The sequence below is a fragment of the Piscicoccus intestinalis NBRC 104926 genome (genome assembly GCF_001515525.1).
GTDB classification, from domain to species: domain Bacteria; phylum Actinomycetota; class Actinomycetes; order Actinomycetales; family Dermatophilaceae; genus Kineosphaera; species Kineosphaera intestinalis.
Map to the genome: position 1 here is coordinate 1 of NZ_BCNQ01000067.1, position 25,572 is coordinate 25,572.

The 25,572-nt window shown below is 72.1% G+C and carries 25 protein-coding genes and 1 tRNA gene; 14 read left to right on the plus strand and 12 right to left on the minus strand.

Translation table 11 applies throughout. The features are described from left to right. The 4 genes from PINTE_RS11785 to PINTE_RS11805 form a co-directional block, all read left to right on the plus strand. On the plus strand, positions 1–652 hold a 652-nt coding region (locus tag PINTE_RS11785), incomplete at its 5' end, for an FtsB family cell division protein (protein ID WP_169798513.1). Continuing rightward, positions 649–1,176, plus strand: a complete 528-nt coding sequence (locus PINTE_RS11790; protein WP_068430612.1) for a DUF501 domain-containing protein — start codon at positions 649–651, stop codon at positions 1,174–1,176. The genes PINTE_RS11785 and PINTE_RS11790, both read left to right, overlap by 4 nt. Positions 1,177–1,717: 541 nt before the next feature. After that, positions 1,718–2,662, plus strand: a complete 945-nt coding sequence (locus PINTE_RS11800; RefSeq protein ID WP_068430619.1) for a Ppx/GppA phosphatase family protein — start codon at positions 1,718–1,720, stop codon at positions 2,660–2,662. After that, entirely contained in the window at positions 2,659–3,519 is an 861-nt protein-coding gene (locus PINTE_RS11805; RefSeq protein ID WP_068430623.1) for a uracil-DNA glycosylase, read from the plus strand. Before PINTE_RS11800 ends, PINTE_RS11805 begins: the two co-directional genes overlap by 4 nt. 109 nt (positions 3,520–3,628) lie before the next feature. Here the strand turns inward: PINTE_RS11805 and PINTE_RS11810 are convergent, their stop codons facing one another. From PINTE_RS11810 to PINTE_RS11825, 4 genes are all read right to left on the minus strand, one after another. Continuing rightward, positions 3,629–5,596, minus strand: coding sequence for an HNH endonuclease signature motif containing protein (locus PINTE_RS11810; RefSeq protein ID WP_068430625.1), 1,968 nt, complete (start codon positions 5,594–5,596; stop codon positions 3,629–3,631). Between the two features lie 291 nt (positions 5,597–5,887). Next, positions 5,888–6,346 (minus strand): MarR family winged helix-turn-helix transcriptional regulator, encoded by a 459-nt coding sequence (locus PINTE_RS11815; protein WP_068430628.1) that lies wholly within the window; start codon positions 6,344–6,346, stop codon positions 5,888–5,890. Continuing rightward, positions 6,343–6,741, minus strand: coding sequence for a hypothetical protein (locus PINTE_RS11820; protein ID WP_068430630.1), 399 nt, complete (start codon positions 6,739–6,741; stop codon positions 6,343–6,345). The genes PINTE_RS11815 and PINTE_RS11820 overlap by 4 nt, the downstream gene beginning before the upstream one ends. 93 nt (positions 6,742–6,834) lie before the next feature. Continuing rightward, positions 6,835–7,356: an orotate phosphoribosyltransferase gene (locus tag PINTE_RS11825; protein ID WP_245642919.1), complete on the minus strand. Its 522-nt coding sequence runs from the start codon at positions 7,354–7,356 to the stop codon at positions 6,835–6,837. A 134-nt stretch (positions 7,357–7,490) separates the two neighbouring features. On the opposite strand from PINTE_RS11825, the gene PINTE_RS11830 reads away from it, so the two are divergent. From PINTE_RS11830 to PINTE_RS11840, 3 genes are all read left to right on the plus strand, one after another. Continuing rightward, positions 7,491–7,564: transfer RNA gene (locus PINTE_RS11830), tRNA-Leu, on the plus strand. Positions 7,565–7,740: 176 nt separating this feature from the next. Continuing rightward, positions 7,741–8,613, plus strand: a complete 873-nt coding sequence (locus PINTE_RS11835; RefSeq protein ID WP_068430672.1) for a Bax inhibitor-1/YccA family protein — start codon at positions 7,741–7,743, stop codon at positions 8,611–8,613. A 1-nt stretch (position 8,614) separates the two neighbouring features. Continuing rightward, positions 8,615–8,893: a hypothetical protein gene (locus tag PINTE_RS11840; RefSeq protein ID WP_068430636.1), complete on the plus strand. Its 279-nt coding sequence runs from the start codon at positions 8,615–8,617 to the stop codon at positions 8,891–8,893. A 291-nt stretch (positions 8,894–9,184) separates the two neighbouring features. On the opposite strand, the gene PINTE_RS11845 is transcribed toward PINTE_RS11840, so the two are convergent. From PINTE_RS11845 to PINTE_RS11855, 3 genes are all read right to left on the minus strand, one after another. Further along, positions 9,185–10,405 (minus strand): acetyl-CoA C-acetyltransferase, encoded by a 1,221-nt coding sequence (locus tag PINTE_RS11845; protein WP_068430639.1) that lies wholly within the window; start codon positions 10,403–10,405, stop codon positions 9,185–9,187. Positions 10,406–10,488: 83 nt separating this feature from the next. After that, on the minus strand, positions 10,489–11,544 hold the full coding sequence (locus tag PINTE_RS11850; RefSeq protein ID WP_068430642.1) for an SGNH/GDSL hydrolase family protein: 1,056 nt from the start codon (positions 11,542–11,544) through the stop codon (positions 10,489–10,491). A 57-nt stretch (positions 11,545–11,601) separates the two neighbouring features. After that, a complete protein-coding gene (locus PINTE_RS11855; protein ID WP_068430645.1) occupies positions 11,602–13,071 on the minus strand; it encodes an MATE family efflux transporter in 1,470 nt (489 codons plus the stop codon). Between the two features lie 192 nt (positions 13,072–13,263). Between PINTE_RS11855 and PINTE_RS11860 the strand changes: the two genes are divergently transcribed. Further along, a complete protein-coding gene (locus tag PINTE_RS11860; RefSeq protein ID WP_157087211.1) occupies positions 13,264–14,211 on the plus strand; it encodes a hypothetical protein in 948 nt (315 codons plus the stop codon). Between the two features lie 25 nt (positions 14,212–14,236). On the opposite strand, the gene PINTE_RS11865 is transcribed toward PINTE_RS11860, so the two are convergent. Then, entirely contained in the window at positions 14,237–14,500 is a 264-nt protein-coding gene (locus PINTE_RS11865; protein ID WP_068430651.1) for a metal-sensitive transcriptional regulator, read from the minus strand. 62 nt (positions 14,501–14,562) lie between these two features. Further along, positions 14,563–15,282: a peptide-methionine (S)-S-oxide reductase MsrA gene (gene msrA / locus PINTE_RS11870; protein ID WP_245642920.1), complete on the minus strand. Its 720-nt coding sequence runs from the start codon at positions 15,280–15,282 to the stop codon at positions 14,563–14,565. A 285-nt stretch (positions 15,283–15,567) separates the two neighbouring features. Here msrA and PINTE_RS11875 point away from each other — a divergent pair, with 285 nt between their 5' ends. After that, on the plus strand, positions 15,568–16,665 hold the full coding sequence (locus PINTE_RS11875; RefSeq protein ID WP_084343514.1) for a C40 family peptidase: 1,098 nt from the start codon (positions 15,568–15,570) through the stop codon (positions 16,663–16,665). Between the two features lie 81 nt (positions 16,666–16,746). Here the strand turns inward: PINTE_RS11875 and greA are convergent, their stop codons facing one another. Both greA and PINTE_RS11885 read right to left on the minus strand, forming a co-directional pair. Next, positions 16,747–17,235 carry a transcription elongation factor GreA gene (gene greA, locus PINTE_RS11880; protein WP_068430654.1) on the minus strand — a complete coding sequence of 163 codons (489 nt, stop codon included), beginning with the start codon at positions 17,233–17,235 and terminating at the stop codon, positions 16,747–16,749. Between the two features lie 367 nt (positions 17,236–17,602). Beyond that, complete coding sequence (locus tag PINTE_RS11885) at positions 17,603–18,157, minus strand: DUF4307 domain-containing protein (RefSeq protein WP_169798514.1); 555 nt, start codon at positions 18,155–18,157, stop codon at positions 17,603–17,605. 151 nt (positions 18,158–18,308) lie between these two features. On the opposite strand from PINTE_RS11885, the gene mca reads away from it, so the two are divergent. Then, a complete protein-coding gene (gene mca, locus PINTE_RS11890) occupies positions 18,309–19,256 on the plus strand; it encodes a mycothiol conjugate amidase Mca (protein ID WP_068430660.1) in 948 nt (315 codons plus the stop codon). Between the two features lies 1 nt (position 19,257). Continuing rightward, a complete protein-coding gene (locus tag PINTE_RS11895) occupies positions 19,258–19,611 on the plus strand; it encodes a hypothetical protein (RefSeq protein WP_068430663.1) in 354 nt (117 codons plus the stop codon). Between the two features lie 108 nt (positions 19,612–19,719). Here PINTE_RS11895 and trhA read toward each other — a convergent pair whose 3' ends face one another. Continuing rightward, positions 19,720–20,541 carry a PAQR family membrane homeostasis protein TrhA gene (gene trhA / locus PINTE_RS11900; protein WP_084343515.1) on the minus strand — a complete coding sequence of 274 codons (822 nt, stop codon included), beginning with the start codon at positions 20,539–20,541 and terminating at the stop codon, positions 19,720–19,722. 310 nt (positions 20,542–20,851) lie between these two features. On the opposite strand from trhA, the gene PINTE_RS11905 reads away from it, so the two are divergent. The 3 genes from PINTE_RS11905 (at position 20,852) to phoH2 (ending at position 25,161) form a co-directional block, all read left to right on the plus strand. Then, positions 20,852–21,613 carry an isoprenyl transferase gene (locus tag PINTE_RS11905; protein ID WP_084343516.1) on the plus strand — a complete coding sequence of 254 codons (762 nt, stop codon included), beginning with the start codon at positions 20,852–20,854 and terminating at the stop codon, positions 21,611–21,613. 245 nt (positions 21,614–21,858) lie between these two features. Next, positions 21,859–23,496, plus strand: coding sequence for a polyprenol phosphomannose-dependent alpha 1,6 mannosyltransferase MptB (gene mptB / locus PINTE_RS11910; RefSeq protein ID WP_068430669.1), 1,638 nt, complete (start codon positions 21,859–21,861; stop codon positions 23,494–23,496). A 159-nt stretch (positions 23,497–23,655) separates the two neighbouring features. Further along, the gene (gene phoH2 / locus PINTE_RS11915) at positions 23,656–25,161 is read left to right on the plus strand and encodes an RNA 5'-3' helicase PhoH2 (protein WP_245642921.1); all 1,506 of its coding nucleotides are present in this window, start codon (positions 23,656–23,658) and stop codon (positions 25,159–25,161) included. Positions 25,162–25,572: the final 411 nt, after the last annotated feature.

A 25,572-nucleotide genomic window follows, 5' to 3' on the forward strand; every position in this document is an offset into this window, starting at 1 on the left:
CGCCTCCGGCTCCGGCTCCGGCGGGGGCTCGCGGCGGGCCGCGGGCGGTCCGTTCGCGCGCCGGTCGACGCGGCGCCTCGCGGCCCTCGGCGCGGTCTTCGTGCTGCTGGCGATCATGATCGTGCCGACCCTGCGGGCCTACCTGCAGCAGCGCGCCGAGTACGCGGCGCTCAGCGAACGCATCACCCTCCAGGAGCAGTCGATCGGGCAGCTGCAGGCGCAGCTCAAACAGTGGGACGACCCCGCGTACGTCGAGCAGCAGGCCCGCGACCGGCTGAAGTTCGTGCGCCCCGGCGAGACGTCGTACCAGGTCATCGGCGCCGAGAAGCTCCTCGGTGACCCGCTGGCCGGGCGCTCCCGCGTCGTCGTGCCCAATCAGGGTGACGACTCGATCCCCTGGTACGGGAAGATGTGGAGCTCGATCGTCATCGCCGACCGGCCCGACGTCGACAAGACCGTCGAGCTGTCGCCCGTGGGGGAGCAGCCCGGCTCCACACCATCTCCCGGTGGCACGAGCGGGGCGGGCGGCACGAGCGACCCGACCGGCTCGAGCGCTCCGTCGGGCACCGCCGATTCGTCCGGCACCTCGGGCACGGGTGCGAACGGCACCTCAGGGACGAGCGAGGGGACGAGCGAGGGGACGGGGCCGTGAGCGAATCTCGGTCTCAGGAGCCGGTATCCGACGCCGACCTGGCGGCCGTGAGCGCCCAACTCGGCCGGCCCGCCCGCGGGGTGGAGGCGGTGGCGCACCGCTGCCCGTGCGGCAACCCGGACGTCGTGACGACCGCGCCGCGGCTGGCGGACGGCACCCCGTTTCCGACGACGTTCTACGCCACGTGCCCGCGCCTGACCGGCGCGATCAGCACATGTGAGTCCACCGGCCTCATGCGCGAGATGTCCGACCGGCTCGCCGCCGACGAGGCGCTGGCCGATGCGTACGCGGCCGCGCACGAGGACTACCTGCGGAGGCGGGCCGAGCTCGGCGACGTGCCGGAGATCGCCGGCGTCAGCGCCGGCGGCATGCCGCGTCGGGTGAAGTGCCTGCACGTGCTCGCCGCGCACGCGCTCGCCGTCGGCCCCGGCGTCAACCCGCTCGGCGACGAGGTGCTCGCCGTCCTCGACCCATGGTGGCGCGCCGGCCCGTGCGTCGAGCCCCCCGAAGCCGAGCAGGTCTGACGCCGAGCAGGCCTGACGCTGAACCCCCTTGGAGCCAGCCTCCGGTGAGTTCCCGGTGTCCCCGGAGCCCGGGGTGCGCTCAACCCGTCCGGTTGGCGGAGGGTAGCCGTTCGCTGAGGTCGCTGACCTGCTGCTGGAGCTGACGCACCTCGTCGGTGAGTTGATTCACCGACTCCTGCGACTGCCGCAGTTGCGACGACGTGCTCTCGTCGGGACCGCTGCTCCTGTCGCTCGAGGCGTTGCAGCTGTTCAGGGCCGCGATGCACGCGATGACGAGGATCCAGCGGGAACGGGAGCGCAGCTTTGCCGATCTCGGCGCGCTGCTCCTCCAGGAGCGCGCGCAGGTCGTCGTTCGACGCCGGGAGCGGCTGGGGCTGACCGGTGTTCGACCCGCGCGTGTCGGCGCCGTCGGGTGGCTCGTAGGGCGGGATGGGAGCGCCGTAACCGGACATCGCCTCAGCGTAGTCTCGTGACGATCCCGCGCACCGGGTCGAACTACTCGAATCGGCGACGGGTCCGATCCGAAGCGAAGGGAGCGCTCATGCGCGTCGGCGCCGTCGACTGCGGCACGAACTCGATCCGCCTGCTCGTGACCGATCTACGCGACGACGCGCCGCCGGAGGAGGTGGTGCGCCGGATGGAGGTCGTGCGCCTCGGGCAGGGGCTCGACGCCACCGGCTCGATCGCGCCCGACGCGATGGCACGCACGCTCGCGATGTCCCGCGAATACGCCGCGCAGTGCGCCGAACTCGGGGCGGACCGGGTGCGGTTCGTCGCGACCTCGGCGTCGCGGGACGCCTCGAACGCGGCGGAGTTCGTCGCCGGGGTGGGCGAGGCGTTCGCGCGCTGGCACATCGCGCCCGAGGTGATCACCGGCGACCAGGAGGCGCAGCTGTCGTTCGACGGCGCGACCGGGGAGCTGCCCGCGCGCGGGGTGGCCGGTCCGTACCTCGTCGTCGATCTCGGCGGCGGCTCGACGGAATTCGTGCGCGGCGACCACGGCCGGGTGCAGGCGCAGCGGTCGGTCGACATCGGCTGCGTGCGCTTCCACGAGCGGTTCGGTTTCGACGCCCCCGCGACCGCCGGGCAGATCGAGGCGGCGACGGCCGAGATCGACGCGGCGCTCGACGTGGCGCAGGAGGCGGTCGGCTTCGACGAGGTCGAGACGCTGGTGGGGCTGGCCGGCACGGTGACGACGCTGGCGGCGCACGCGCTGGGCCTGGACCGGTACGACCGCGACACGATCCACGGCAGCGTGCTGTCGGTGCAGACCGTGCAGGCGGCCTGCGAGCAGCTGCTCGGCATGTCGACGCAGGAACGCACCGACCTGGGGTTCATGCACCCGGGGCGCGTCGACGTCATTGGCGCCGGGGCGCTCATCTGGTCGCGCATCGTCGGGCGGGTCGCGCAGCGGGCCGGGTTGACGTCGGTGGTCACCTCCGAACACGACATCCTCGACGGCATCGCGCTGAGCCTGGCGCGATGACCGCCGGGCCGTCGGAGGCGGGGTCGTCGGCAGTTCTGCTGCCGCACCCGGTGGCCGGGGGCGCGTTCGCCTCGCCGGTGGCGACGGGCACGGGCTGGCCGGGCGATCCGGCGACCGCTCGGACTCCGGTGGCGCACGACGCGGAGACGGTGCGCGAGCTCGCCGCGGGCGCGCCCGGCCTGCCGGAACTCGACGCCCGGATCAGCGTGTGCCGCGCCTGTCCCCGGCTCGTCGAGTGGCGCGAACAGGTTGCGGTAGCCAAGCGCGCGGCGTGGCGCGGCGAGCCGTACTGGGGGCGACCGGCTCCGGGATTCGGCGACGAGCACCCGTCGGCGCTGGTCATCGGGCTGGCGCCGGCCGCGCACGGCGCGAACCGCACGGGCCGCATGTTCACCGGAGACCGTTCCGGCGACTGGATCTACGCGGCGCTGCACCGCGCGGGGTACGCGACGCAGGCGAGCAGCGTCGCCGCCGGCGACGGGTTGGAGCTGCGCGGCGTGCGCATCGTGGCGACGGCGCGGTGCGCGCCGCCGGCGAACGCGCTGACTCCGGCCGAGCGCGCGACGTGCGGGGGCTGGCTGGACCGGGAGCTGGAGCTGCTGCTGCCGTCGGTGCGCAGCGTGCTCGCGCTGGGCCAGGTCGGCTGGGACGCGCTGCTCGCCGCGGGCCGTCGCCTCGGCTGGCGGATCCCGCGCCCCAAGCCTCGGTTCGGGCACAGCGCGGTGGCGGAACTGGGCCTGCCCGACGGCCGCCCGCTGCGGCTCGTCGGTTGCTATCACGTGAGCCAGCAGAACACCTTCACCGGCAAGCTCACCGAACAGATGCTCGACGCCGCGATCGCGCGTCTGCGCGAGTGAGGCTGGAGTCAGTGGGTAGGTTGACTGCGGGCGGCGCAGCGGCGGACGGGGCGGGTGTGTGCGGCTCGCACGGCGACCGTCAGCACGGCAGCGATCAGCACGGCGGCGATCAGAACGGCGGGTGGGCTGCGCGGTAGGCGAGTAGGTCGGCGGTCGCGCGGCGGTGCTCGTCGCGTTCGCGGTCGAGCTGCTCGCGCAGCTCGCGCACCTCGCGGGCGAGGGCGAGCGCGCGCAGGCGCAGATCGACGAGGTCGCCGGGTTCGACGGCCGGCGGGCAGTGCGCCCACGGCGATTCGTCGTCTGGTGCGTCGGGATCGTCAGGATCGTCAGGATCGTCAGGATCGTCGGGGTCGGGCGGGGGATTGGGCGCGAGCACACCGGCTCCGAGGGTGGGGTCGAGGTCGCGGTAATCCATGGGGAAGGTGGTGTATTCGCGACCGTCGGGCAGGAGCCAGGTGACGGTGCCGTCAGGGCGGATGCGCGCGGCCCAGTGCCGGCGGGTCTTCTTGGAGTGGTGCAGGCGGCACAGGCCTTGGAGGTTTTCGCCGCAGTGCAGTCCGCCGTCGCGCCGCTCGACGACGTGGTCGAGATCGAGGTATTCGGCGGGCCGGTTGCAGCCGGGCGCCCGACAGATTCCGTCGCGGGCCCGCACGGCCCGGGCCATGTCGGCCGGGATGCGGATGGAGTCGACGACCGTCGCCATCGCGTAGCCGGTGACGGGATCGGCGACGATGCGCCGCCACACGGTGCCGGCGCGGGTGGCGAGTTCGCGAACGACGTCGGCCGCGACCGGGGTGCCGTCGACGAGGCCGGGCTCGTCGGTGACCCCGAGCAGGGAGGCGGCCGAGACGACGACGTCGACGACCGCGGCGGGCCACCCGACATCGCCGGGGTGGTCGACGCTCGTCGGGGCGTCGGGTGCGGGCTGCCCGAAGAGGAGCAGGTCGAGCGCGACGTCGGAGCGCAGCTGCGCGAGCGTGCGTTCGTCGCCGTCGGACTTGATCGCGCGGGCGATGGCGTCGACCCGGCGCTGGGCCCCGAGGCAGCGGGCGTCGGCGCCGCTGACGCCGAAGGTGGCGACCCCGTCGACGGCACTGCTGACCCAGGTGTTGCGCTGGGCCAGGCTGTGCGCGCGGCGGGTGCCGCGGTCGGTGTGCCGCCCGATCTCGCGGCGCATCGCCGCGCGGAACAGGGCCTGCCCGACGGGGGCGCCGGTGGCCGCGGCCCGCGCGCGGGCGTGCGCGACGACGGCGTCGACGACCGCCTGGCGCTGCTCGTCGGTGAGGTCGAGGTCGTCGGTGTCGCGCACGAGCGCGCACCCCTGCTCGAAGGCCAGCGCGCGGTCGGTGACCGCCGCCTGGATCGGGGTGGTGAGTTCGGTTGCGGCCGTAGCGAACCGCACCCGCAGCAGCCAGCCGGTGCGGGTGCCGCCGACGGTGACGGTCGCCGTGTCGACGACGCACGTCTGCGCGTCGGCCTCGATCTGAGCGGCCGAGCGCCGACGCCCGGCGGCCAGCGCCACAGCCGGTGCGCCCGCGGCTTCCAAGGACCGCTGGTGTTCCAGGTCGGAGGCGGTCTGCTCGGCGACGAGTGCGCGCAGCACTGCGGCGCGCTGCAGCTCGAGCGCCTCGATGGCGGCCGTGATCTCCCGCGCCTGCTCCCACAGCGAGATCTCCGCAGGGGTCGCCTCGGCAGGGGATGCCTCGCCAGGGGTCGTCTGGGCCGCGGTCGTCTGGGCCGCGGTCGTCTGGGCCGCGGTCGTCTGAGCCGCAGTCGCCTCGACGGAGGTCGCCTCGACAGTGGTCGCTTCGGCGGGGGATGCCTCGGCAGGGGTCGTCTGAGCAGTAGTCGACTGAGCAGTGGTCGTCTCAGCTGCGGCAGCGCGGGCGAAGCGAGCCCGCCGCGACGGGCTGGTCTCCTCCGGGCTGGTCACTTCCCGAGCGCTCCCGGGACCGGACTCCCGCGGGTCGAATTCCACGAGGACCGTGATGCCCGGCTCCAGCAGCTCCCACGACAGCCCGTCCCCCCACTCGCCGCGGGCGAGAACCGTCGGCGCACCGAGCCGCTTTCCGGGCATGACGCACCTCCTCAGGCGGTTTAGGGAGCTTCTTCAGCTCCTCCATTCTAGCTGATGGAGGGCATCAATTAGAATACCTGTACGAGACTTGCGGAAGTGCTTCGAGAATTGACCGCTTGACGCACGTCGAGTGGTCACCGCACATAGTCTTGTGCATTCCTGGCCCTGTGACCTGCGATGTTGCACAGCGCAACGAAGGTGACCTCTCGCGAGTGGTCACTGCACGTGACTCGCTGCAGTCCGCGGGCGCCCCTGTGGCGCCGGATCGACCGGCGACGCCTTCCCAGCGGCTCAGCGAGGAGTCGGCTTGGCTGGTGCGCCCATCGCGTAGGAGCGCTCCATCAAGGCGGTCATCGCCCGCTGGAAGGCGATGCGTTCCTCCTGGCTCCACTCGGTGGTCAACTCGGCGAAGACGGACTCCTGCCACCGATGGGCCGCGTCCAGCATCCGGCGGCCGTCGGGCGTCAGCGATGCCTCGCGGCGTCGGCTGTCGGCCGCGGCTGCCGCCGTCGTCAGGTGGCCAGCTGCTTCGGCGCTCTTGATCAGCCGGGATGCTCCGCTCTGGTCGATCCCGATCTCGTGGGCGATGGCGTTCACGGTGGCCGCGGATCCGCGCCGGCTGAGCGCGTGGACGGCCTCGCAGACCAGCACGAGCCGCCCCTGCTCGCCTCCCGCATCTGCTGCGACGGCTCGGCGCGCCCAGTGTCGGACGAAGCGGAACAGGACCTGCCCGGGGCCTGGGTCGCTCATTCGGTGGCCGCCATCTCGCGGCAGATGTACGCCAGCTTGAGAGCGGTTCTGAGTTCTGGCAACCTCAGCGCGGCCGTGATCTTGCCGGCGGAGGCGCGAAAGACCGTCGCCACCCGCGCGGGTTTCGCGTTCTGCGGCCCCTGAGGGCCCTGAGGCCAGGTCGCGTCCTGCTCGACGACCATCAGGCGCTCGCTCACCGGGTGCCACGACCGCGGGATCAGCGTGATCCCGGAGCGCTCGACCCACTCGGCGAACTGCGTCGACGTGATCGGGCCGGCGCCTTTCGGCCCGAGGACGACGATCGGGTCGCCGACCGCATTCGCGGATCGCTGCAGGTCGCCCGCGTTGACGCTCGCGTGCCACTCGTTGATCGCTGTTTCCAGATCTGATCTCATGCCGCAAGTGTATGCGATTCGCATATATCCAAATGCTGGACGACGAAGAACTTCGTGCGGAACGTGCGGTCAGGCCATCTGGTGACGCGCGCGTCAAACCCGGTCGAGGTCGGCCTTGGTGAAGAGGGCCCGGGTCTGCAGGCCGATGTCGGTCAACGGCCCGTCGGTGACACCGCTGCGGTCGATGGCGCACACGACGACGTCGACTCGCGCGCCGAGTTCGCGGAGCGCGAGCACGGCCGCGCGCACCGCCCCTCCAGTGGTCACGACATCCTCGATGAGAGTCACGTGGCGCCCGCGGGGGTCGCCGCCCTCGGCGAGCCGGCGCGTTCCGTACTCCTTGGCCTGCTTGCGCACGAAGAGCGTCGGCAGCCCAGTCAGCGAACTCACCATCGTGGCCAGCGGGACGCCGCCCAGCTCCAGGCCACCGAGCACCTCAGTCTTTGGGGGGAGCAGCGGCACCATCTCCTGCGCGACGGCCCGCAGAAGCGTCGGCTGCGCCTCGAAGCGGTACTTGTCGAAGTACTCGGTCGCGACCTGGCCCGAGCGCAGGGTGAACGATCCGTGCAGGCGGCAGGTCCGATCGATCTCGGCGGCCAGGAGGGTGCGATCCACGCCTTCGATGATGCCCGAGCGGGCGCGGCGGGGTGGTTGGCGCGGCGGTGCGGCTGTGGTAGCCGGCCGCTGCGGAACGCCTCGCGAGGAGGCGGGCGCAGCAAATGGGTGCGTTCGCCTTGTAGCGTGGGTGTGTCCCCGTAGCCCAACCGGCAGAGGCAGGCCACTTAAAATGGCACCAGTGCGGGTTCGAGTCCCGTCGGGGACACATCGCTCACCGCCCCCGGCGAGCGAAGGCGACCGCCGGACCGGCGCTTCGCGGCCCGAGCCCACGTCAACCGCCCTGGTTGCACGGGAATGCCGGGAACCGTTGATGCGTCATAAACGTCGAATCGTGCAACGTATCGCCCGCAGGCGACCCTAGACGTGGAAGGCATCAGCCACATGAGCAACCCGGTCTTCGACCGCATCGACAACGTCAGTCGCCGCGGCGGCTACGCGAGCTTCGGACGGGGGCAGTCGAACCAGCAGCAGTACGGCCAGCAGGCCCCCCAGTACGGCCAGTACGGCCAGCCGCAGGACATGAGCGCCCGGCAGCTCGACGACATGTACAACCAGCCGGCCGCCGGCCCGGTGCAGACCGGCCGCGTGACCGTCGACGACGTCGTCATGAAGGCCCTCGGCCTCTTCGGCATCATGCTCGTCACGGCCGGCGCGGTCTCCTTCGTGGTGCCCGGGCTCAGCCCGGCCATCATGCTCCCCTCCATCATCGTCACGCTCGTGCTGGGCTTCGCGGTCGCGCTGAAGAAGACGATCAGCGTGCCGCTCATCGTGGCCTACGCGTTCTTCCAGGGCCTGCTCGTCGGCTCGGTCACCACCATCTACGGCAACGCGTTCGGATCGGGCGTCGTCACCACCGCCGTCGTCGCCACCCTGTCGGTGTTCGTCGCGATGTTCGCCGGCTGGAAGTTCGGCATCGTCAAGGTGACCAGCAAGTCGCGCCGCATCTTCACCCTCGCGATCTTCGGCTACCTGATCTTCGCGCTGGCCAACCTCGGCGCGGCGTGGATCTTCGGCGCCAACAGCGGCTGGGGATTCTTCGCCTTCGGTTCACCGATCTCCATCGGCATCTCCTTCCTCGCCGTCGGCCTCGCCTCGTACTCGCTGGCGATGGACTTCGACTCGATCGACCGCGCGGTCGCCGCGCAGCTGCCGCAGAACTACAGCTGGCTGCTCGCGCACGGCCTGCTCGTCACGGTCGTCTGGCTGTACCTGGAGATCCTGCGCCTGGTCGCGCAGCTGCAGGGCCGCGACTGACATGACCGACCCGGTGCCCCCAGCGGCCCGGAGAGAACTGGAGCGCCTGGCCCGGCGGTGGCAACAGCTGCCGCTGGACCGGGCGCTTCAGTGTGTCCCGGCCGTGCGCGAGGTGGCGCAGCGCTTCGCCGACACCGGGCCGCACCCCGGCGAGCTGCCCGACCTCGGGCCCGCCGTGCTGCTCGATCAGCTCACCGTCACGGCGTACGACCTCGCGGCATCCGGCAAAGCCGACATTCTGGAGCCCGAACTGACCCGTCTGCGCCGAGACGTCGGCTAGCGACCGGGTCGCACGGACCGTCCGCGGGAGCCCGGCACGAGGTCGAGACGAGGTCGGCATACATACTCGCCCGTCTCGCCAGGACGCCGCGGTAAATGCGCTGCTCACAGGCGTGCGTCAGATCCCTGCGAGGGGACCCGGAGCGAGTATGTAGGCCAAGTTCGTCTCGGGGCGGAGAAACAGGTGCTGGGTGCAGGCCCGAACCGGCCGCTAGCCGCGCGAACTGGAGGCGGACGACTCGCGCCGACCGTCGCGACCGCGCGGACCGCCGCGACCGCTCGCGAAACCCGCTCAGGAGAGGCGTTCGAGGATGATGGCCATGCCCTGGCCGCCGCCGACGCACATGGTCTCGAGGCCGAACTGGGCGTCGCGGGCGGCGAGCCCGTTGAGGAGGGTGGTCGTGATGCGGGCCCCGGTGGCGCCGAACGGGTGGCCGAGGGCGATCGCGCCGCCGTGCACGTTGAGCTTGTCGAAGTCCATCTCGAGGTCGTCGGCGCACGGCAGCACCTGGGCGGCGAAGGCCTCGTTGATCTCGTAGAGGTCCATGTCGCCGATCGACATGCCGGCCCGTCGCAGCGCGGTGCGGGAGGCCTCGACGGGGCCGAGCCCCATGATCTCCGGAGACAGCCCGCTCACCGCCGTCGACACGATCCGCGCCAGCGGGGTCAGCCCGAGCTCCTTCGCGCGAATGTCGCTCATGACGACGAGCGCGGCGGCACCGTCGTTGAGCGGGCAGCAGTTGCCCGCGGTGACCGTGCCGTGCTCGCGGAAGACCGGCTCCAGTGCGGCGATCTTCTCCAGCGTGACGCCGGGCCGGGGGCCGTCGTCGGTGGCGACGACCGAGCCGTCGGGCAGCGTCACCGGCGTGATCTCGCGCGCGAAGAAACCGTCGGCGACCGCCTGCTCGGCGCGGTTCTGGCTGGTCACGGCCCACTCGTCCTGGCGCTGCCGGCTCACCCCGCGCAGCGTCGCGACGTTCTCGGCGCTCTGGCCCATCGCGATGTAGACGTCGGGCAGCAGCCCCTCGTCGCGCGGGTCGGTCCACGTGGCGTTCTGCGCGGCGATACGGGCGGTGCGCTCGGCGGCCGGAGCGAAGGCCGGGTCCTGCAGGTCGGGGGACGACAGGGGCGTGCCGGACTGCGGGTAGCGCGAGACGCATTCGACGCCGGCGCTGACGAAGACGTTGCCCTCGCCGGCCTTGATCGCGTGGTAGGCCATGCGGGTGGTCTGCACCGACGAGGCGCAGAACCGGTTGATGGTCGCGGCCGCCAGCCCGTCGAGGCCGAGGCGCACCGCGACGACACGCGCGAGGTTGTAGCCCTGCTCGCCGCACGGCTCGGCGCACCCCAGGTACAGGTCGTCGATGGAGACGGGGTCGAGCCCCGGCAGCTGCCCCAGGGCGGCCGAGATCACCTGCGCAGACAGCTCGGCGGGATGCATCGTCGCCAGGGATCCCTTGACGGCGCGGCCGATGGGGCTGCGCGCGGTCGAGACGATCACCGCTTCGGGCACTGTGCCTCCCAGTCTCGGGCGTGCAGGTTACGTCCAGGTCACTCGCGATGCTATCGCCGCACGCGGGCCGGTCAGGCCGGATGTCACAAACCGATAAACCCGGAGATTCCGGCGCCGGTGCGTGGCGAGCCCGGCTCGTCCGCCTCGTCGTCCTCCAGGGGAGGCCCGTCGGGTCGGCGACGCCGCAGCAGCCGAGCCACCCTACCTCTGCGCCGCGGGTCGGTGGCCGGGGACACCTCGGTGCCGGGGGAGCGGGCGGCGCGGTCGGCGGCGTCGTCGAGCGAGGAGACGCCCTCGCCGCGCAGGCGGTCCGGGTCGCGGTCGGTCTCGTCGGGCCACAGGCCCAGGGCAGCGCACACGCTGGGCAGGAGCGCCGCTGCGGCGCGGGCGTATCCGGCCGCGGAGGGATGAAACCGGTCGGTGCTGAACATGACCTCCGGACTGGACAAGAAGTCGGGGGCCAGCAGGTCGCCGAGGGAGACGGTGCGGCCGCCGGCCTCGACGACGGCCACCGTCTGCTCGGCAGCGAGGTCGCGGCTGAGGATGCGCACGACGGAGCGCAGCGGTTGCGGAACCGGCTCGATGGTGCCGAGATCCGGGCAGGTGCCGACGACGACCTCGGCGCCCGAGGCGCGCAGCCGGCGCACCGCCTCCGCGAGGTCGCGCACGGACTCGCTGTGGTCGATGAGATGCGTCACGTCGTTGCCGCCGACCGTGACGAGCGCGACGTGAGCGCTCGGTACCGCCTCCAGGGCGCGGTCGACCTGCCCCGCGAGCCATGAGGATTCGGCGCCCACCTGCGCGACGTTGGTCAGCCGCACCGGGCGGCCGGTCAACGCCGCGACGCCGACGGCCAGGACGCCGCCGATCGTCTCGAAGCGCGAGTCGGCGCCGAGCCCCGCGGCGAGGCTGTCGCCGAGCACGACGAGGTCGAGGGCCGGGCCGTGACCGGTGCCGTAGGTGTCGGAATCGTCCGGGGCCTCCTCGAACGGCTTGCCGACGGTACGCCGGGCGATGCGCGCCTCGGCCTTGAGCACCCCGTACCCGACGAGGCCGGCGGCGCCCAGGCCCGCCGCGCCGAGACCGCCTCCGAGGGCGGCCGCCGCGGCCACGTGTCGTGTCCTGCGCAGCAGGCTCATGCCCATCCTTCCCGGTCTCGGCCGACCCGGTTCACTGCGAACTCCTCGGCCTGTCGGTCAACGCGGCCGCGGGCGCGGAGGGTTCCGCTCGCCGCCGGTCGATGCGCGCTCGTCGCCGGTCGATGCGGGCTCGTCGGGCTCGTCGGCGCTGCGCGGGGCGGGCACTGCGGCGTCACCGGTCACCGCGCTCGGTCCGGCGGCCGGAGCGTCTGCGGCCGAGGCACCCGAGGCATCCGAGGCATCCGAGGCATCCGAGGCGGCCGGCTGACCGCCGGCTCCGTGCTCGGGCTGGAGCTCGGGGGCGGTCTCGCGGGCGGCGCGGCGGAAGGCGCGGTACCACAGCGGCAACACGAAGGCCTCGGCGAACGCCATGCCCCAGGCCGCGCCGACCGCGTCGCCGAGGTAGGCGCCGCCGAGCACGGCGATGATGATGACCGGCGTCTTGGAGAGGTTGATGCGGAAGGTGACCGCGGCGCGACCCAGCCCGTAGAGCACCCCGGCGAGGCCGTTGGCCAGCGAGGAGAACAGCGACGAGATGCCGAGCGGCACGAGCACGCCCGCGGCGCCCGCCCAGGAGTCGCCGAACAACTCGACCCCCAGCCAGTCGGGGATGACCAGGAGCACCGCCACGTAGACGATCGTCGCGCTGCCCATCACCCCGGAGACGGCGTGGCCGGCGAGCAGCCGCTGCTGCGCGGTGAGGTGGGTGCGTCGGGCGATCTCGGGCACCGTGAAGTTGAAGCAGGCGCCGCCGAGCACGTTGAGCGGGCCGAGGAGGGTCTGGGCGGCGCGGATCGAGCCGACCGCCTGCTGGCTGGCGATGCCGCCGACGAGCAGGGTCGAGAACTGCGAGGCCCCCAGGCCGAGGAAGTACTCGGCGAGCAGGTAGCGCACGAGGTCGCGCACCTCGACGAGCCAGGCCCATCCGGCGCCCAGCCGCGGCACCGCCTTGAGCAGCACCATGCCGACGATTGCGGCGAGCGCCGCCGAGGCGCCCCAGGCGAGGATCAGCTCGTGCACGTGGGTGCGGCCGGCGAGGATCAGCACGGCGAGCGCGCCGAACTGCACGACGGTCCAGATCGTGTCGATGACGACGGCACCCCAGGCCTTGCCGATGGCGAAGAACGCGAGGCGCTGGGAGTCCTGCAGGAGCAACCCGGGCAGACACACGGACAGCGCGAGCAGCGCGGCCTCCAGGGCGCCGGAGGCGGGCAGCGCGGCGACGGCGCACGCGATGCCGCCGATCACGCCGAGGACGACCGCGAGCCCGTGCGAGCGCGCCACCGCCTCCCGCTGGCGGTCGGGATCGGCTGCGGCGTACCGGATCTGCAGCGGCTGGCCGACCACCGAGCGAGTCAGGGCGATGCCGATGCCGAAGACGACGAACGCGACGGAGAACGCCCCGAAGGTGGGCGCGTCGACCGACCGGGCGACGACGATCGACAACAGCACGTTGCTGGCCGCCGACAGGATCTGGTCGCCCAGGTTCCATCCGCCCTTGCGCATGGCGCTGAGCAGTTTTCCCACGGTCTTCTCCCCCTGATATGCCCGTGACGTGCGTGAAGCCCCCTGGCGCGGGCGCAGTCCCGAACCGGGCGCCAGTCTAGCCGCGGGCGGCGTATACGTCGGTCTGCCGGTGTTGTCCACCCACCGTGCTACCGTCGAATGGGATTGCTGGTAGCGGCGTTACGCACGCGCCGCGGGGGGAAAGACGGATACATGGGCTTGAAAGTCGTGCTGCGCTCGTACGGGGGAGACAACGACAAGGGGCGCCCCGAGTTCTATTCGAAAGACCTGGTCGTCGCGTCGTTCGTGCGCGCGGCCCGCGCGGCCAGTGAGGTCGAAGACATCGAGGTGTTCTTCGTCAACGACGGCCCGATCCCGCGGCTGCGCCTGAACTTCATGGAGCGCTGCGGCAGGGTGCTGCAGATTCCGGACGGTCCGGTCGGCATGCGCGACAGCTATCGCTACGGCCTCGACATGCCGCAGAAGTATGGCTGGAGCGACGACGACATCGTCGCCTACGTCGAGGACGACTACCTGCTCGTCGAGCACGCGTTCACGACGCTGATCGAGGGTGCCCGGGCGCTGCCGGAGGCGTCGTACTTCGCGCTCACCGGCTCCCGGCCCACCGACTACGACGACCCCGCGCAACAGCGCCTGCACGGCCTGCCGCGGGGGTGGCGGCCGCTGCCGGACCGAGTGGTGGGGGACGACACGTGGATCCACGTGCTCTCGGTCGCGAGCACGTTCGCGGCGCGCGTCGGGCCGTTGCGCGCCGACCGCGACATCTTCGAACAGTGCATGCGGCCGTTCCGCAATCGCTACCTCGATCATGAGACGTGCCTGCTGTACCAGGGGGTCGTGCCCTACCGCGGCACCGAGTTCTTCTTCGGCCTCCCGGGCGACTTCGTCCCCGGCGTGCGCGGCGTGCTGCGCGCGAGCGCCCTCGTGCCGTACCGCGTGCTGCTCAACCGGCGGGCCCGCCGGCAGCGCACGCCGCACCTGCTCTACGCCGTGCAGCCGAGCGTGGCGACCCACCTCGAGGTGGCGATGATGAACCCCGCGCGCGACTGGGAGGCGGAGGCGGAGGCCGTCACCGACTGGGCGCGGCTGCAGGGCTACGAGGTCACGCCGCTGTCGGCGCAGCAGCGTTCGCACGCCTGAGCCGTTCGCTGCGATTTCGCTGTGATCAGGCGAGCGAGAGGAAGAGCTTCTCCATCGCCTCGACGTCGAGCGCCTCGCAGTCGTCCTGCGCGGTCAGGCACTGGCGCATACCGATGGAGATCATCGCGAAGCCGGCGCGGTCGAGGGCCCTGTTGACGGCGGCGAGCTGCGTGACGATGTCGCGGCAATCGCGGCCTTCCTCGATCATCTTGACGATGCCACCGAGTTGACCCTGGGCGCGCTTGAGCCGGCGGGTGACGACCTCCATGTCGGTGGGGTCCAGTTGCATGTTTCCTCCTCGCCGGTGCCGAACGCCCATCATACCCACGGGGGTATGGGCCTGCCGTGAGCTCAGGCGGGGGGTTCCACCGACGTCTGCGCGGGCACCTCGTCCTGGCGCAGCAGCCCGATCTGGCAGGTGAGCCCGTTCGGCCCGTGGTTGCAGTAGCCGCCGGGGTTCTTCTGCAGGTACTGCTGGTGGTAGTCCTCGGCGAGGTAGAACGGGCCGGCCCCACGGTCACCGTCGCTCGCCGCGAACGGGCCCAGCTCGGTGCTGATGGCGCCGTAGCCGTGCCGGTCGAGCTCGGCCTGGAAGGCGTCGCGGGTGGCGAACGCCGCGTCGCGCTGCTCCTCGGTGGTCCAGTAGATCGCCGAGCGGTACTGGGTGCCGACGTCGTTGCCCTGACGGTTCGCAGTCGTCGGGTCGTGGTTCTCCCAGAACTCCTTGAGCAGCTCGGCGGCGCTCACCCGAGCCGGGTCGTAGACCACGCGGACCGCCTCGGTGTGGCCGGTGCGACCGGTGCAGGTCTCCTCGTACGTCGGGTTGGGCGTGTAGCCGCCGGTGTAGCCGACCGCGGTGGAGATCACCCCGGGCACCCGCCAGAAGATGCGCTCGGCTCCCCAGAAGCAGCCCATCGCGAGGTAGAGCGTCTGGGCGCCGGGCGGAAACGGCCCGTCCAGGGGTGCGTCGAGCACGAGGTGGCGCGGCGCCAGGCCCGCCATCGGCGTCTCGCGCCCGGGCAGGGCGTCCTGCGGGCTGACCATCGTCGTCGTGCGGCCGAATCCGAACATGTCCCGCTCAACGCGCGAAGCGGCCGTGAACTTCCCGCGCCGAACTTCCCGTGGCGAACTTCCCGTGGCGAACTTCCTGCGCCGAACTTCCTGCGCCGAACTTCCTGCGCCGAACTTCCCGTGGCGTGCGCGTGGCTGACCGGCTGCGGCGCGGCGGGTGCGGCACACTGCGCAAGAGGTCGTCGGGCGCGCGGGCCGCTGCGTTCCCGCCCGACGAGACCGCCTCGACCGGCCGGGGGGCCGTCTGCTGCGGGAGCCGGGTGCACCCCGACGAGAGGAAACCCCATGACCGTGCCACTGTCGAGTCGCCCGCGGGCCCGGTTCGCGCGCTCCCCGCTGACGGTCGTCTGCGGCGCCGCCGTGCTCGGCGTGCTCGCGGCCGGGTTCGCGCCCGCCGCCTCGGCGGCGTCCGCCACGTCTGACACCGCCTCCGGTCAGCGCGAGAACTCCCTGGCCGTCGGCGATCTTGCGTTCGTCGGCGTCGCGGTCGCGACGCTGTGGTCCCAGCCGGGCCTGGCGCGAGCGATCGACGCCCCCGCGCTGAGCAACCCCGTGGACCTGCGGGCCTGGAACCTCAACCTGCAACACACCGCCTCCCGGGAATGGCTCTCGGACGGCGGCAAACTCGAGACCCAGGCGCTGCTGGGCACGCCGGTTCAGGTGACGGCCGTCGACGGCGACTGGGTGAAGGTGGTCGTCGAGGGGCAGCCGACGCCGCGCGACGAACGCGGCTACCCGGGCTGGGTGCCTGCGGTGCAGCTCGTCGAGAACACGAGCTACGACACGCTGCGCGCCACCGGGCGACGGGCCGTCGTCACCGGCCTGACGACCTGGCTCACCAAGGACGCCGCCGCCCGTAACCGTACGACCGAGATCAGCTTCAACACCGAGCTGCCGGTCGTCGGCTCCCGGCCCGGCCGCGTCAAGGTGGCGCTGCCCGACGGGTCGCGCCGCTGGGTGAGCGCCGGGGACGTCGACGTGCGCACGCCCGACCAGCAATTGCCCCGCCCGAGCGGCCAGGACATCGTCGACACCGGCAGCCGCTTCCTCGGGCTGCGCTACCTGTGGGCCGGCGTCTCGGCCTTCGGGTTCGACTGCTCCGGGTTCACGTACTCGGTGTTCCGCGCCCACGGCATCACGATCCCGCGCGATTCCGGGCCGCAGTCACGCTCCGGGGAGGCGGTCGCCCGCGAGAACCTGCGACCCGGTGACCTCGTGTTCTTCGCCGGGCCCGGGGGAGTGGGGCGCGTGCACCACGTCGCGATCTACGCCGGAGACGGCAAGATCCTGCACTCGCCGAACTCCGCCCGCAACGTCGAGCTCATCGACCTCGATCGGTTCGACGTCGACAAGGAGTATGCGGGGGCGCGCCGGTATCTGTGACGCGAGCCGGGACGTGAACGCGGCCCGCACCCGGGTGGGCGCGGGCCGCGTGTCGCAGGCGGGGCCGCGGGCGGCGCGTCGTCAGCCGCGGTAGGGGCTGGCCGCGAGCACCTTGACGGTGATCATCTTGCCGTTGGGGGCCTCGTAGGTGGCCTCGTCGCCGGCCTTCTTGCCCATGATGGCGCCACCGAGCGGCGACTTCTCCGAGTAGACGTCGATGTCCTCGCCCTGGATCTCGCGGCTGCCGAGCAGGAAGCGCATCTCGTCGCCGAACATGTCGATGGTGACGACCATGCCGGGCTCGACCACACCGTCGTCCGGCGGCGGCTCGCCGACGACGGCGTGCTCGAGAAGCTGTGTGAGCTGGCGGATGCGGGCCTCCATCTTGCCCTGCTCCTCCTTGGCCGCGTGGTAGCCGCCGTTCTCCTTGAGGTCGCCCTCCTCACGGGCCGCCTCGATTCGTTTCGAGATCTCGGTGCGGCCCTCGCTCGACAGACTGTCGAGCTCCGCCTTGAGGCGGTCGTACGCCTCCTGGGTGAGGTAGCTCGACTGGGTCGGGACTTCGGACACGGGACTACTCCTTGGTGATATGCGTCACGACCGCCACGGCCTCTGCGTGGCGGTCGCCTGTGCATTGCTGCAGTGTGCTGCGGTCGGGCCCGCGGTTGGCGCGGGTGCCGCTTTGTCGGCCTGCCCGTTGGTCACGGATGATGTCGACCGCTGGCGGGCAGCGGACCCACGGGTATTCCCCGCGGGCGCTCGACATCCCGGCGGCGCAGGACGTTGAAGTATCCGACTATATGCCCCCGACGGCGGCACGGCATGCAAGTCCCGGCGTCAACGGGCTCGAGCCAGACCCTCGCGGAGCGCCGCGCGGCCCTGCGACCAGCCGGAATTCACGCCGTTCGGGGCGGCCCACCCACCGGTCGACGGCCCGTCACTGCTCGGCGCAGGTGCGTACCGTGCCGATCACGGCGAGGCTCGTCGTGCGGATCCGCGTCTGCGTGATGGTGCTGAGCTGGCCGGACGGCCCAACGGTCACCTGCATGCGGCCGACGACGCCGTGGTTGGTCTCCTGCGCCAGCACGGTGCACACGGCCGTCATGTCCCGCGGCTTGGTCACCTCGAACCGCACGTCTACGGTCTGGTCGTCGACCACGTCATACGAGACGTCCCGCCAGTTCGGTTTCGTGGCCGTCGCCGCCAGCGCGAACCACACCCCCACCGCGGTGCCGAGGAGCCCGAGGATCACGCCGACGACGACGAACCGGCGGCGGGCCGCGCTCAGCGAGCGCCACGCCTCCCGGATGCGTGGGCCGGTGCCGGCCCGCACCTCCTCCGACTCCAGCGACTCCAGCGACTCCTCCGACTCCAGCGACTCGACGCCGTGCTCACCAGGCACACCAGGCACACCGTGCTCGCCGGGAGCCGGGTCGGTGCTCGAGCCGGCTCTGGCGCTGCGGTGCTCGCGCGGGTCGTCACGGGGGGCCACGCCGTCACTGTACGCGCGCGCGCCGAGGCGCCGCCGAAGGGTCGTGTCGGGGCGCGGTGACACAATGGGCGGCAGCGTCGCCTGGTGCCGCCCGGGCGAGCCGACCCGTCACCGCAGTCACCTGCACCGATACCCCCGAGGAGCCCACTGCGTGAGCGAACCCCTGCGACTGCTTGCCGTGCACGCCCACCCCGACGACGAATCGAGCAAGGGTGCCGCGACCATGGCGCACTACGTCGCGCGCGGCGACGACGTTCTGGTCGTGTCGTGCACCGGCGGCGAACGTGGTGACGTGCTCAATCCGCGGCTCAAGGACGACCCCGACGTCATGGCCGACCTGCCGGCCTTCCGGCGCCGCGAGATGGCCCGCGCCCAGGAGATCCTCGGCGTGCGGCACGCCTGGCTCGGGTTCGTCGACTCCGGACTGCCCGAGGGCGACCCGCTGCCGGCGCTGCCGGACGGGTGTTTCGCCCTGCAACCGATCGAGGTCACCTCGGAGGCGCTCGCGCGGGTCATCCGCGAGTTCCGCCCGCACGTCGTCACGACCTACGACGAGGACGGCGGGTACCCGCACCCCGACCACATCATGTGCCACGTCGTCACGGTCGCCGCGTTCCGCGCGGCGGGCAACCCGAGCGCGTTCCCGGAGGCCGGCGCCCCGTGGCAGCCCCTCAAGCTCTACTACAACCAGACCCTGTCGGGGGCCCGGGTGCGCGCCTTCCACGAGGCGATCCTCGCCAGCGGGCAGGTGTCGCCGTTCGAGCAGTGGATGGAGCGTTGGAAGGACCGGATCGACCGGCCGACGACCACCCGCGTGCCGGTCGGTGACCACTTCGAGACGCGCAACCAGGCCCTGCTCGCGCACGCGACGCAGATCGACCCCGACGGCACCTGGTTCGGCGTGCCGCTGGACGTCGAGCGCGAGGTGTGGCCCACCGAGGACTTCGAGGCGGCGCTGTCGTACGTGCCGATCGCCGACGGCGAGGACGACCTGTTCGCCGGGCTCGGTGACGGCCGGAACGCCGACGACCTGGCGGCCCGAGCGCTGGCCGGTGAGCTTCCCGTCGTGTACGACGAGATCAAGGAGAAGGAGGCCTGACATGGGCAACTACAACCAGAGCATCAGCGCGGGGCTGGGCGGCTTTCTCGCGGCATTCCTGCTCGGCTGCGCGCTCTGGCTGCTCATGCGGAACATGAACAAGCACCTGCGCAACGTCGCCTACCAGGAGGAGCGCGAGCGCGCCCGGGCCCAGGCCGCCCGGGAGGCGCGCGCGACGGGCGGCGCGGCAGCCGCCCCGGGTGAGGTCGATGCCGGCGGGGAGCGAGCGGCCGGATCGGTCGACTCTGACGGCTCGGACGACCCTGACGACTCGGATGAGTCGGTGCAGACCCGGCCGCGGAGCCTGGCGGCCGGCTATCCCAAGGACGCGACCGAGCCGACCCGCGAGCGCTGAGCCCGGCTCGGCAGGCTCGTGACGGCTCGCGCCGCGCGTTGTCGCTTTGTCGCGGTGCGCTGCGGCGCCTTTCGGTGTGCAGTGCGGGACGGAGCGGCGCCGCCGCGGTCAGGTCTGCAGCGCGGAGCCGGAGGAGACGACCACGGCCGCGGCGGCGAAGTGCGCGGCGAACGCCGCGATCGTCAGCGCGTGGAAGATCTCGTGGAAGCCGAACAGCCGCGGCGAGGGGTCCGGGCGACGCAGCCCGTAGACGATGCCGCCGAGGGTGTACAGCACGCCGCCGGCCACGATGAGGCCGAGCACCAGCGCGCCGCCGGAGCGGTAGAACGGTTCGACGTAGAAGATCGCGACCCAGCCCAGGCCGATGTAGATCGGTGTCGACAGCCAGCGCGGCGCCGACACCCAGCAGACCTTGAAGACGACCCCGGCGCACGCGCAGACCCAGATGATGATCAGCAGCGTGCGGGCTTGGCCGGTGGGCAGCAGCGTCATCGCGAAGGCGGTGTACGTGCCCGCGATGATGAGAAAGATGTTCGCGTGGTCGAGCCGCTTGAGGAGTCGGTGCGCCGGTGGCCGCCAGCGGCCGCGGTGGTAGAGCGCGGAGGTGCCGAAGAGGAGCGCGGCGGTCGCGACGAAGATCGCGACGCCGATGCGGCCGCGTTCGGTCGGGGTGGTGGCGACGAGCGCGAGGCCGGCGAGGACGACCAGCGGGAACGCGGTCGCGTGCAGCCAGCCCCGCAGCCGCGGGCGGACGGCATCGACGATCTCGGCGGCCGACTCGATCGCCGAGCCGAGGCGCCCGTCGCGTAGTTCCTGCACGGCGTCCCCGGCGTGCGTGCGCACCCGGTCGAGGGTCTCGTGCTCGTCGCAGAACTCCTGCGATCGGTCAGGCCCGTGGTGGGGCGCGGTGTCGCGAGCGTGGCTGACCATGACTTGAGACTAACTTACGCAACCGTAGGTTAGCGAACGGCTGGGGTGTGCCGGACGGCCAGGCGGTGAACGCTTCGGACGTCCGGGCGGGGGCGCGCCCCGGTCGTAACCGCGTCCGCGACGCGCCGCCGAGAAAGCGCCGACGCGCCGCGCGACGCGTCGACCGCCGCCCTCCGACGCGCGGGTGTCGTTCGGCGCGTTGACAAATCCGAGCGCATCCGCCCCGTCGTGCTTGGCCGGTCGGCGCGCGCCGCGGAGGTAGGTTGAGCGCCGAGCGATGCGTGCAGTCGGGTGCGAGGGGAGGGCGTGCGTGGACCTGTCTCATCTGCTGTACAGCGCCTATGAGCGTCGGCTCATCGGTGACCTGCCGGCGGATCGGCTCCCGCGGCACGTCGGGGTCATGCTCGACGGCAACCGCCGCTGGGCCCGGGAGAAGGGAGCCGGCACGGCCGAGGGCCACCGGGCCGGTGCCGACAACATCGAGCCGTTCCTGCAGTGGAGCGAGGATCTCGGGATCGAGATCGTCACGCTGTGGCTGCTGTCGACCGACAATCTCAACCGCTCGCCCGACGAGCTCGCGCCGCTGCTGGCGATCATCGAGGACGTCGTCGAACAGCTCGCGCTGCACCAGCGGTGGCGCCTCAACATCGTCGGTGCCGTCGACCTGCTGCCGGAGCGCACCGCCTCCCGGCTCACGGCGGCCGCGGCGTCGACGACGGGCGTGCAGGGGCTCGTCGTGAACATCGCGGTGGGCTACGGCGGCCGTCAGGAGATCGCGGACGCCGTGCGCGGCATGCTGCGGGAGGCGGCGGCGCAGGGCCGCACGCTCGAGGAGGTCGCGGCGTTGGTGCGGATCGAGCACATCGCGGCGCACCTGTACACGAAGGGTCAACCCGACCCCGACCTCGTCATCCGCACCTCGGGGGAGCAGCGGGTCGGCGGCTTCCTGCTGTGGCAGTCGACGCACAGCGAGTTCTACTTCTGCGAGGCGTACTGGCCGGACTTTCGCCGGGTCGACTTCCTGCGCGCGCTGCGGGCCTACGCCGACCGGGAGCGCCGGTTCGGCTCATGACACTGGACGCGCCCACATCTGCCTGCGCCTGCCCGACTCTGCCCGGATGTACCCGGAAAACCCATGCGCAAAGGATGTATGGCGTTTGAATAGACATCATCGAGCGTCTGCTGGACACTGGTGAGCAAATCCACACGTCTAAGCGAACGGATGCGGGGGCGTAGCCGTTCGAGTGTGCAGCAGCTGTCCGTGTCGTCGCCGTGCCCAGCCCGCGACGAGAAGCGGGAGAGGAGTGGTCCGGGGGCGTGACCCAACTGGACGAGCGGCCGACCGGTGGCCGGCGCGAGCGCGCCGCGACCACGCCCACGCGACCGACGATCGGCAACACGACGAACACCACCTCCACCCAGCAGCGACCCGAGCCGCGGGCGCGCCTGGACGGCTGGTGGGCCCAGGGCGTCTCCTGGTGGCGCCTGGCGATCGCCGACCTGCGCCTCGCCTGGAGTTTCGTCTACGTGCGCCACGGCGTGTGGGGCATGATGCTGCTCGCCGTCGCCGCGATGACCCCGGCGTTCCTGCCGCCCGACCTGTGGGTGCTCGACCGGCTCGGCCTGCAGTGGCTCGAGGACGGCGCCGGCCGCGTGCTGAGCACCGGCCTCATTCTCGGTGGCCTCGCGCTGCTGTTGCACGCCTGGCTGCGGCTGCGTCCCACGCCCGACCGGCCCACCGCGCCGACCTCGGCGTGGTTTCTGTGGAGCCTGCCGCTGCTGCTCGCGCCGCCCCTGTTCAGCCGCGACGCCTACAGCTACGCGGCCCAGGGCCTCATCGTCGGCCGCGGCATGGACCCGTACACGACCGGCCCCATCTCGGTGCCCGGCGAGTTCGCCGACAACGTCGACCCGGTCTGGCTGTTCACTCCCGCGCCCTACGGTCCGCTGGCGCTGCAGATGCAGCACACGGTCGTCGACCTCACGTTCGGCAACGCCTACGTCGCCGCGGTGGCGATGCGGGTGCCGGCCGTGCTCGCCGTCGCGGTCCTCGCGATCGCGTTGCCCCGGCTCGCGGCCCGGCTCGGGCGGTCCGAACAGGGGGCGCGCTGGCTCGGCGTGCTCAACCCGCTCGTGCTCATGCACCTCGTCGGCGGCGCCCACAACGACTCCGTGATGATCGCCCTCGTCGCCGTCGGTCTGCTGCTCGCCCTCGACGGCCGGATCGCCTGGGCCTGCGTGACGATCGCCGCCGCCGCCGGCTTCAAGCAGACCGCGATCTTCGCGCTCATCGCGGTCGCGGTCTTCGCCACTCGACGCGTCTTCGGTGCCGACCACACAACCGGCCAGTACCTGCGGGAGGCGGTCAAGGTCGGGATCGTCTCGCTCGCCGCCTTCACGGCCCTCACCGCGCTCAGCGGCCTGGGCTGGGGCTGGGTGCACAACATGTCGATCCCCATGCAGATGCGCTCGCTGCTCGCGCCCTCGACCCTGACCGGCTCGATCGGCGAGGTGCTGTTCGGTCTCCTGGGGTTCACCCAGGCGGCCGGGGTCGCCGTGCGGGTCGCCCAGACGCTCGGCACCCTCGCGACGATCGGCGCCATCGGCTGGCTCGCCCTGCGCGTCGCGCCGCGGCACCCGATCGGCGCCGTGACCGCTGCCTTCGCGGCCTTCGTCGTCGGCGGCCCGGTTGTGCAGCCGTGGTACGTGCTGCCGGTGCTCGCCCTGCTCGGCGCCACCACCGCCTCCCGCCGCAGCGTGCAGGCCGCCGTTTGGGCGACGATCTTTCTCGTCGGCTACAGCGCCTTCGACGTCGCGATGTCCAACGGATCCGCCGTGCTCGGCGCGGTCATCATGGGCTACGCGGTGTGGCGGCTCTGGCGCTCGCGCACCGACCTCGTCGACGCTCCGCTGGGCCCCGAGCCCCTGGCCGCCGGGCGGTCCGTGCCCGCCTGACGAGGGTGTATCGGCCCGGTGAACGATGGGCGACGCGCCGCGGCGCACTCGCGGTGAACCCGCACCTGCCCGTACCGTCGGTTCTGTCAGCGTCCGATCGGCACCCTCACGTCCCGGCGTCCCGATCGGTGACCCCGACCGGGACGCGCAGGAGTGGCCATGCCGGCACAGCGGCGTTCATTCGCGACCGACCTCGACGCGACCGCGACGCAGGCCAGGGCGACCACCCGGGACCGCCGCGAGACACCGGAGGCACCCGCGCGTCGCCCGCAAGGACGGCCGGGCGGCCGGCGTCGCCCCGGTGAGTCCGGTGAGTCCGGCGCCCCGGAGGCGGTGGCGCAAACCGACTCCGACCTCGCCGCCGACGACGGCGAGGGCCGCAAGACGTACGTGCTCGACACCTCGGTGCTGCTCTCGGACCCGCGGGCGATCCTGCGGTTCGACGAGCACGACGTCGTGCTCCCGGTCGTCGTCATCACCGAGCTCGAGGGCAAGCGGCACCACCCGGAGCTGGGCTACTTCGCCCGGTCCGCGCTGCGGATGCTCGACGAGCTGCGGATCAAGGCGGGCCGGCTCGACCGGCCCGTGCCGATCGGCGAGGCCGGCGGCACCCTGCACGTCGAGCTCAACCACGGCGACGTCGCGGGCCTGCCGGTCGGTTTCCGGCTTGGCGACAACGACTCCCGCATCCTCGCGGTGGCCGCCAACCTCGCCGCCGAGGGCGCCGACGTGACGGTCGTCAGCAAGGACCTGCCGATGCGCATCAAGGCGTCGGCGATCGGCCTCGACGCGCAGGAGTACCGCGCCGAGCTGGCCGTCGACACCGGCTGGACGGGGATCGCCGAGTTGACGATCCCCGAGGCCGACATGAACACGCTCTACGAGCAGGGCCGGGTCGTCAGCGACGAGGCCGCCCAGCTGCCGTGCAACACGGGCCTCGTGCTGCACTCGACCCGCGGCAGCGGGTTGGGCCGCGTCGCCCCCGACGGCGCCATCCGGCACGTGCGCGGCGACCGCGACGCGTTCGGGCTGCACGGCCGCAGCGCCGAGCAGCGCATCGCCCTCGACCTGCTGCTCGACCCGGACATCGGCATCGTCAGCCTCGGCGGCCGCGCCGGCACCGGCAAGTCGGCGCTCGCGATGTGCGCCGGGCTCGAGGCGACGATGGAGCGGCGCCAGCACCGCAAGGTGCTGATCTTCCGGCCGCTGTACGCCGTCGGCGGCCAGGAGCTGGGGTACCTGCCCGGCACGGAGGCCGAGAAGATGGGGCCCTGGGCCCAGGCGGTCTTCGACACGCTCAGCTCGGTGGTCTCCACCGAGGTCGTCGAGGAGGTCATCGACCGGGGGCTGCTCGAGGTGCTGCCGCTGACCCACATCCGCGGGCGCTCGCTGCACGACGCGTTCGTCATCGTCGACGAGGCCCAGTCGCTGGAGCGCAACGTGCTGCTCACCGTGCTCTCCCGGATCGGGCAGAACTCCCGGGTGGTGCTCACCCACGACGTCGCCCAGCGCGACAACCTGCGGGTCGGACGGCACGACGGGGTCGCCGCGGTCATCGAGGCGCTCAAGGGCCGGCCGCTGTTCGCGCACGTCACGCTCACCCGCAGCGAGCGCAGCCCGATCGCCGCCCTCGTCACCGATCTGCTTGAGGGACTAGAGATCTGAGCCGCTGAGCGGCTCGCCGCGCACCGGGGAGGAACACCGGGCGCCGCGCGTCGTGACCGTCGCTGCGTCGTCTCGCAGCCGCGATCACGACCGCGGCGCCCGGTGTTTTATTACGTCCGGGTAACTGCCTGTGTTTGTGATCTTTTCGTGATTGGACGCCCGCTTTTCCGCAGCAACGTCCATTATTTGGGACGAAATCTGTGGTCATATTTGCTCTGCCGCAAGACTTAATGCCACAGTAAAGGCCAGATCACGATTCGATATCAACCCCTCAGGAGATCGATCATGCAGCTTCGCACCAGCACGAAGGCGCGGGAGGCGCGCCACGCTCGCCCCGCCCTCCGCCTCGGCGCGCGCCGGCCGGCCATGCTCGCGCTCTGCGTCGGCCTCCTCGGGGCGAGCGCGGGGTCC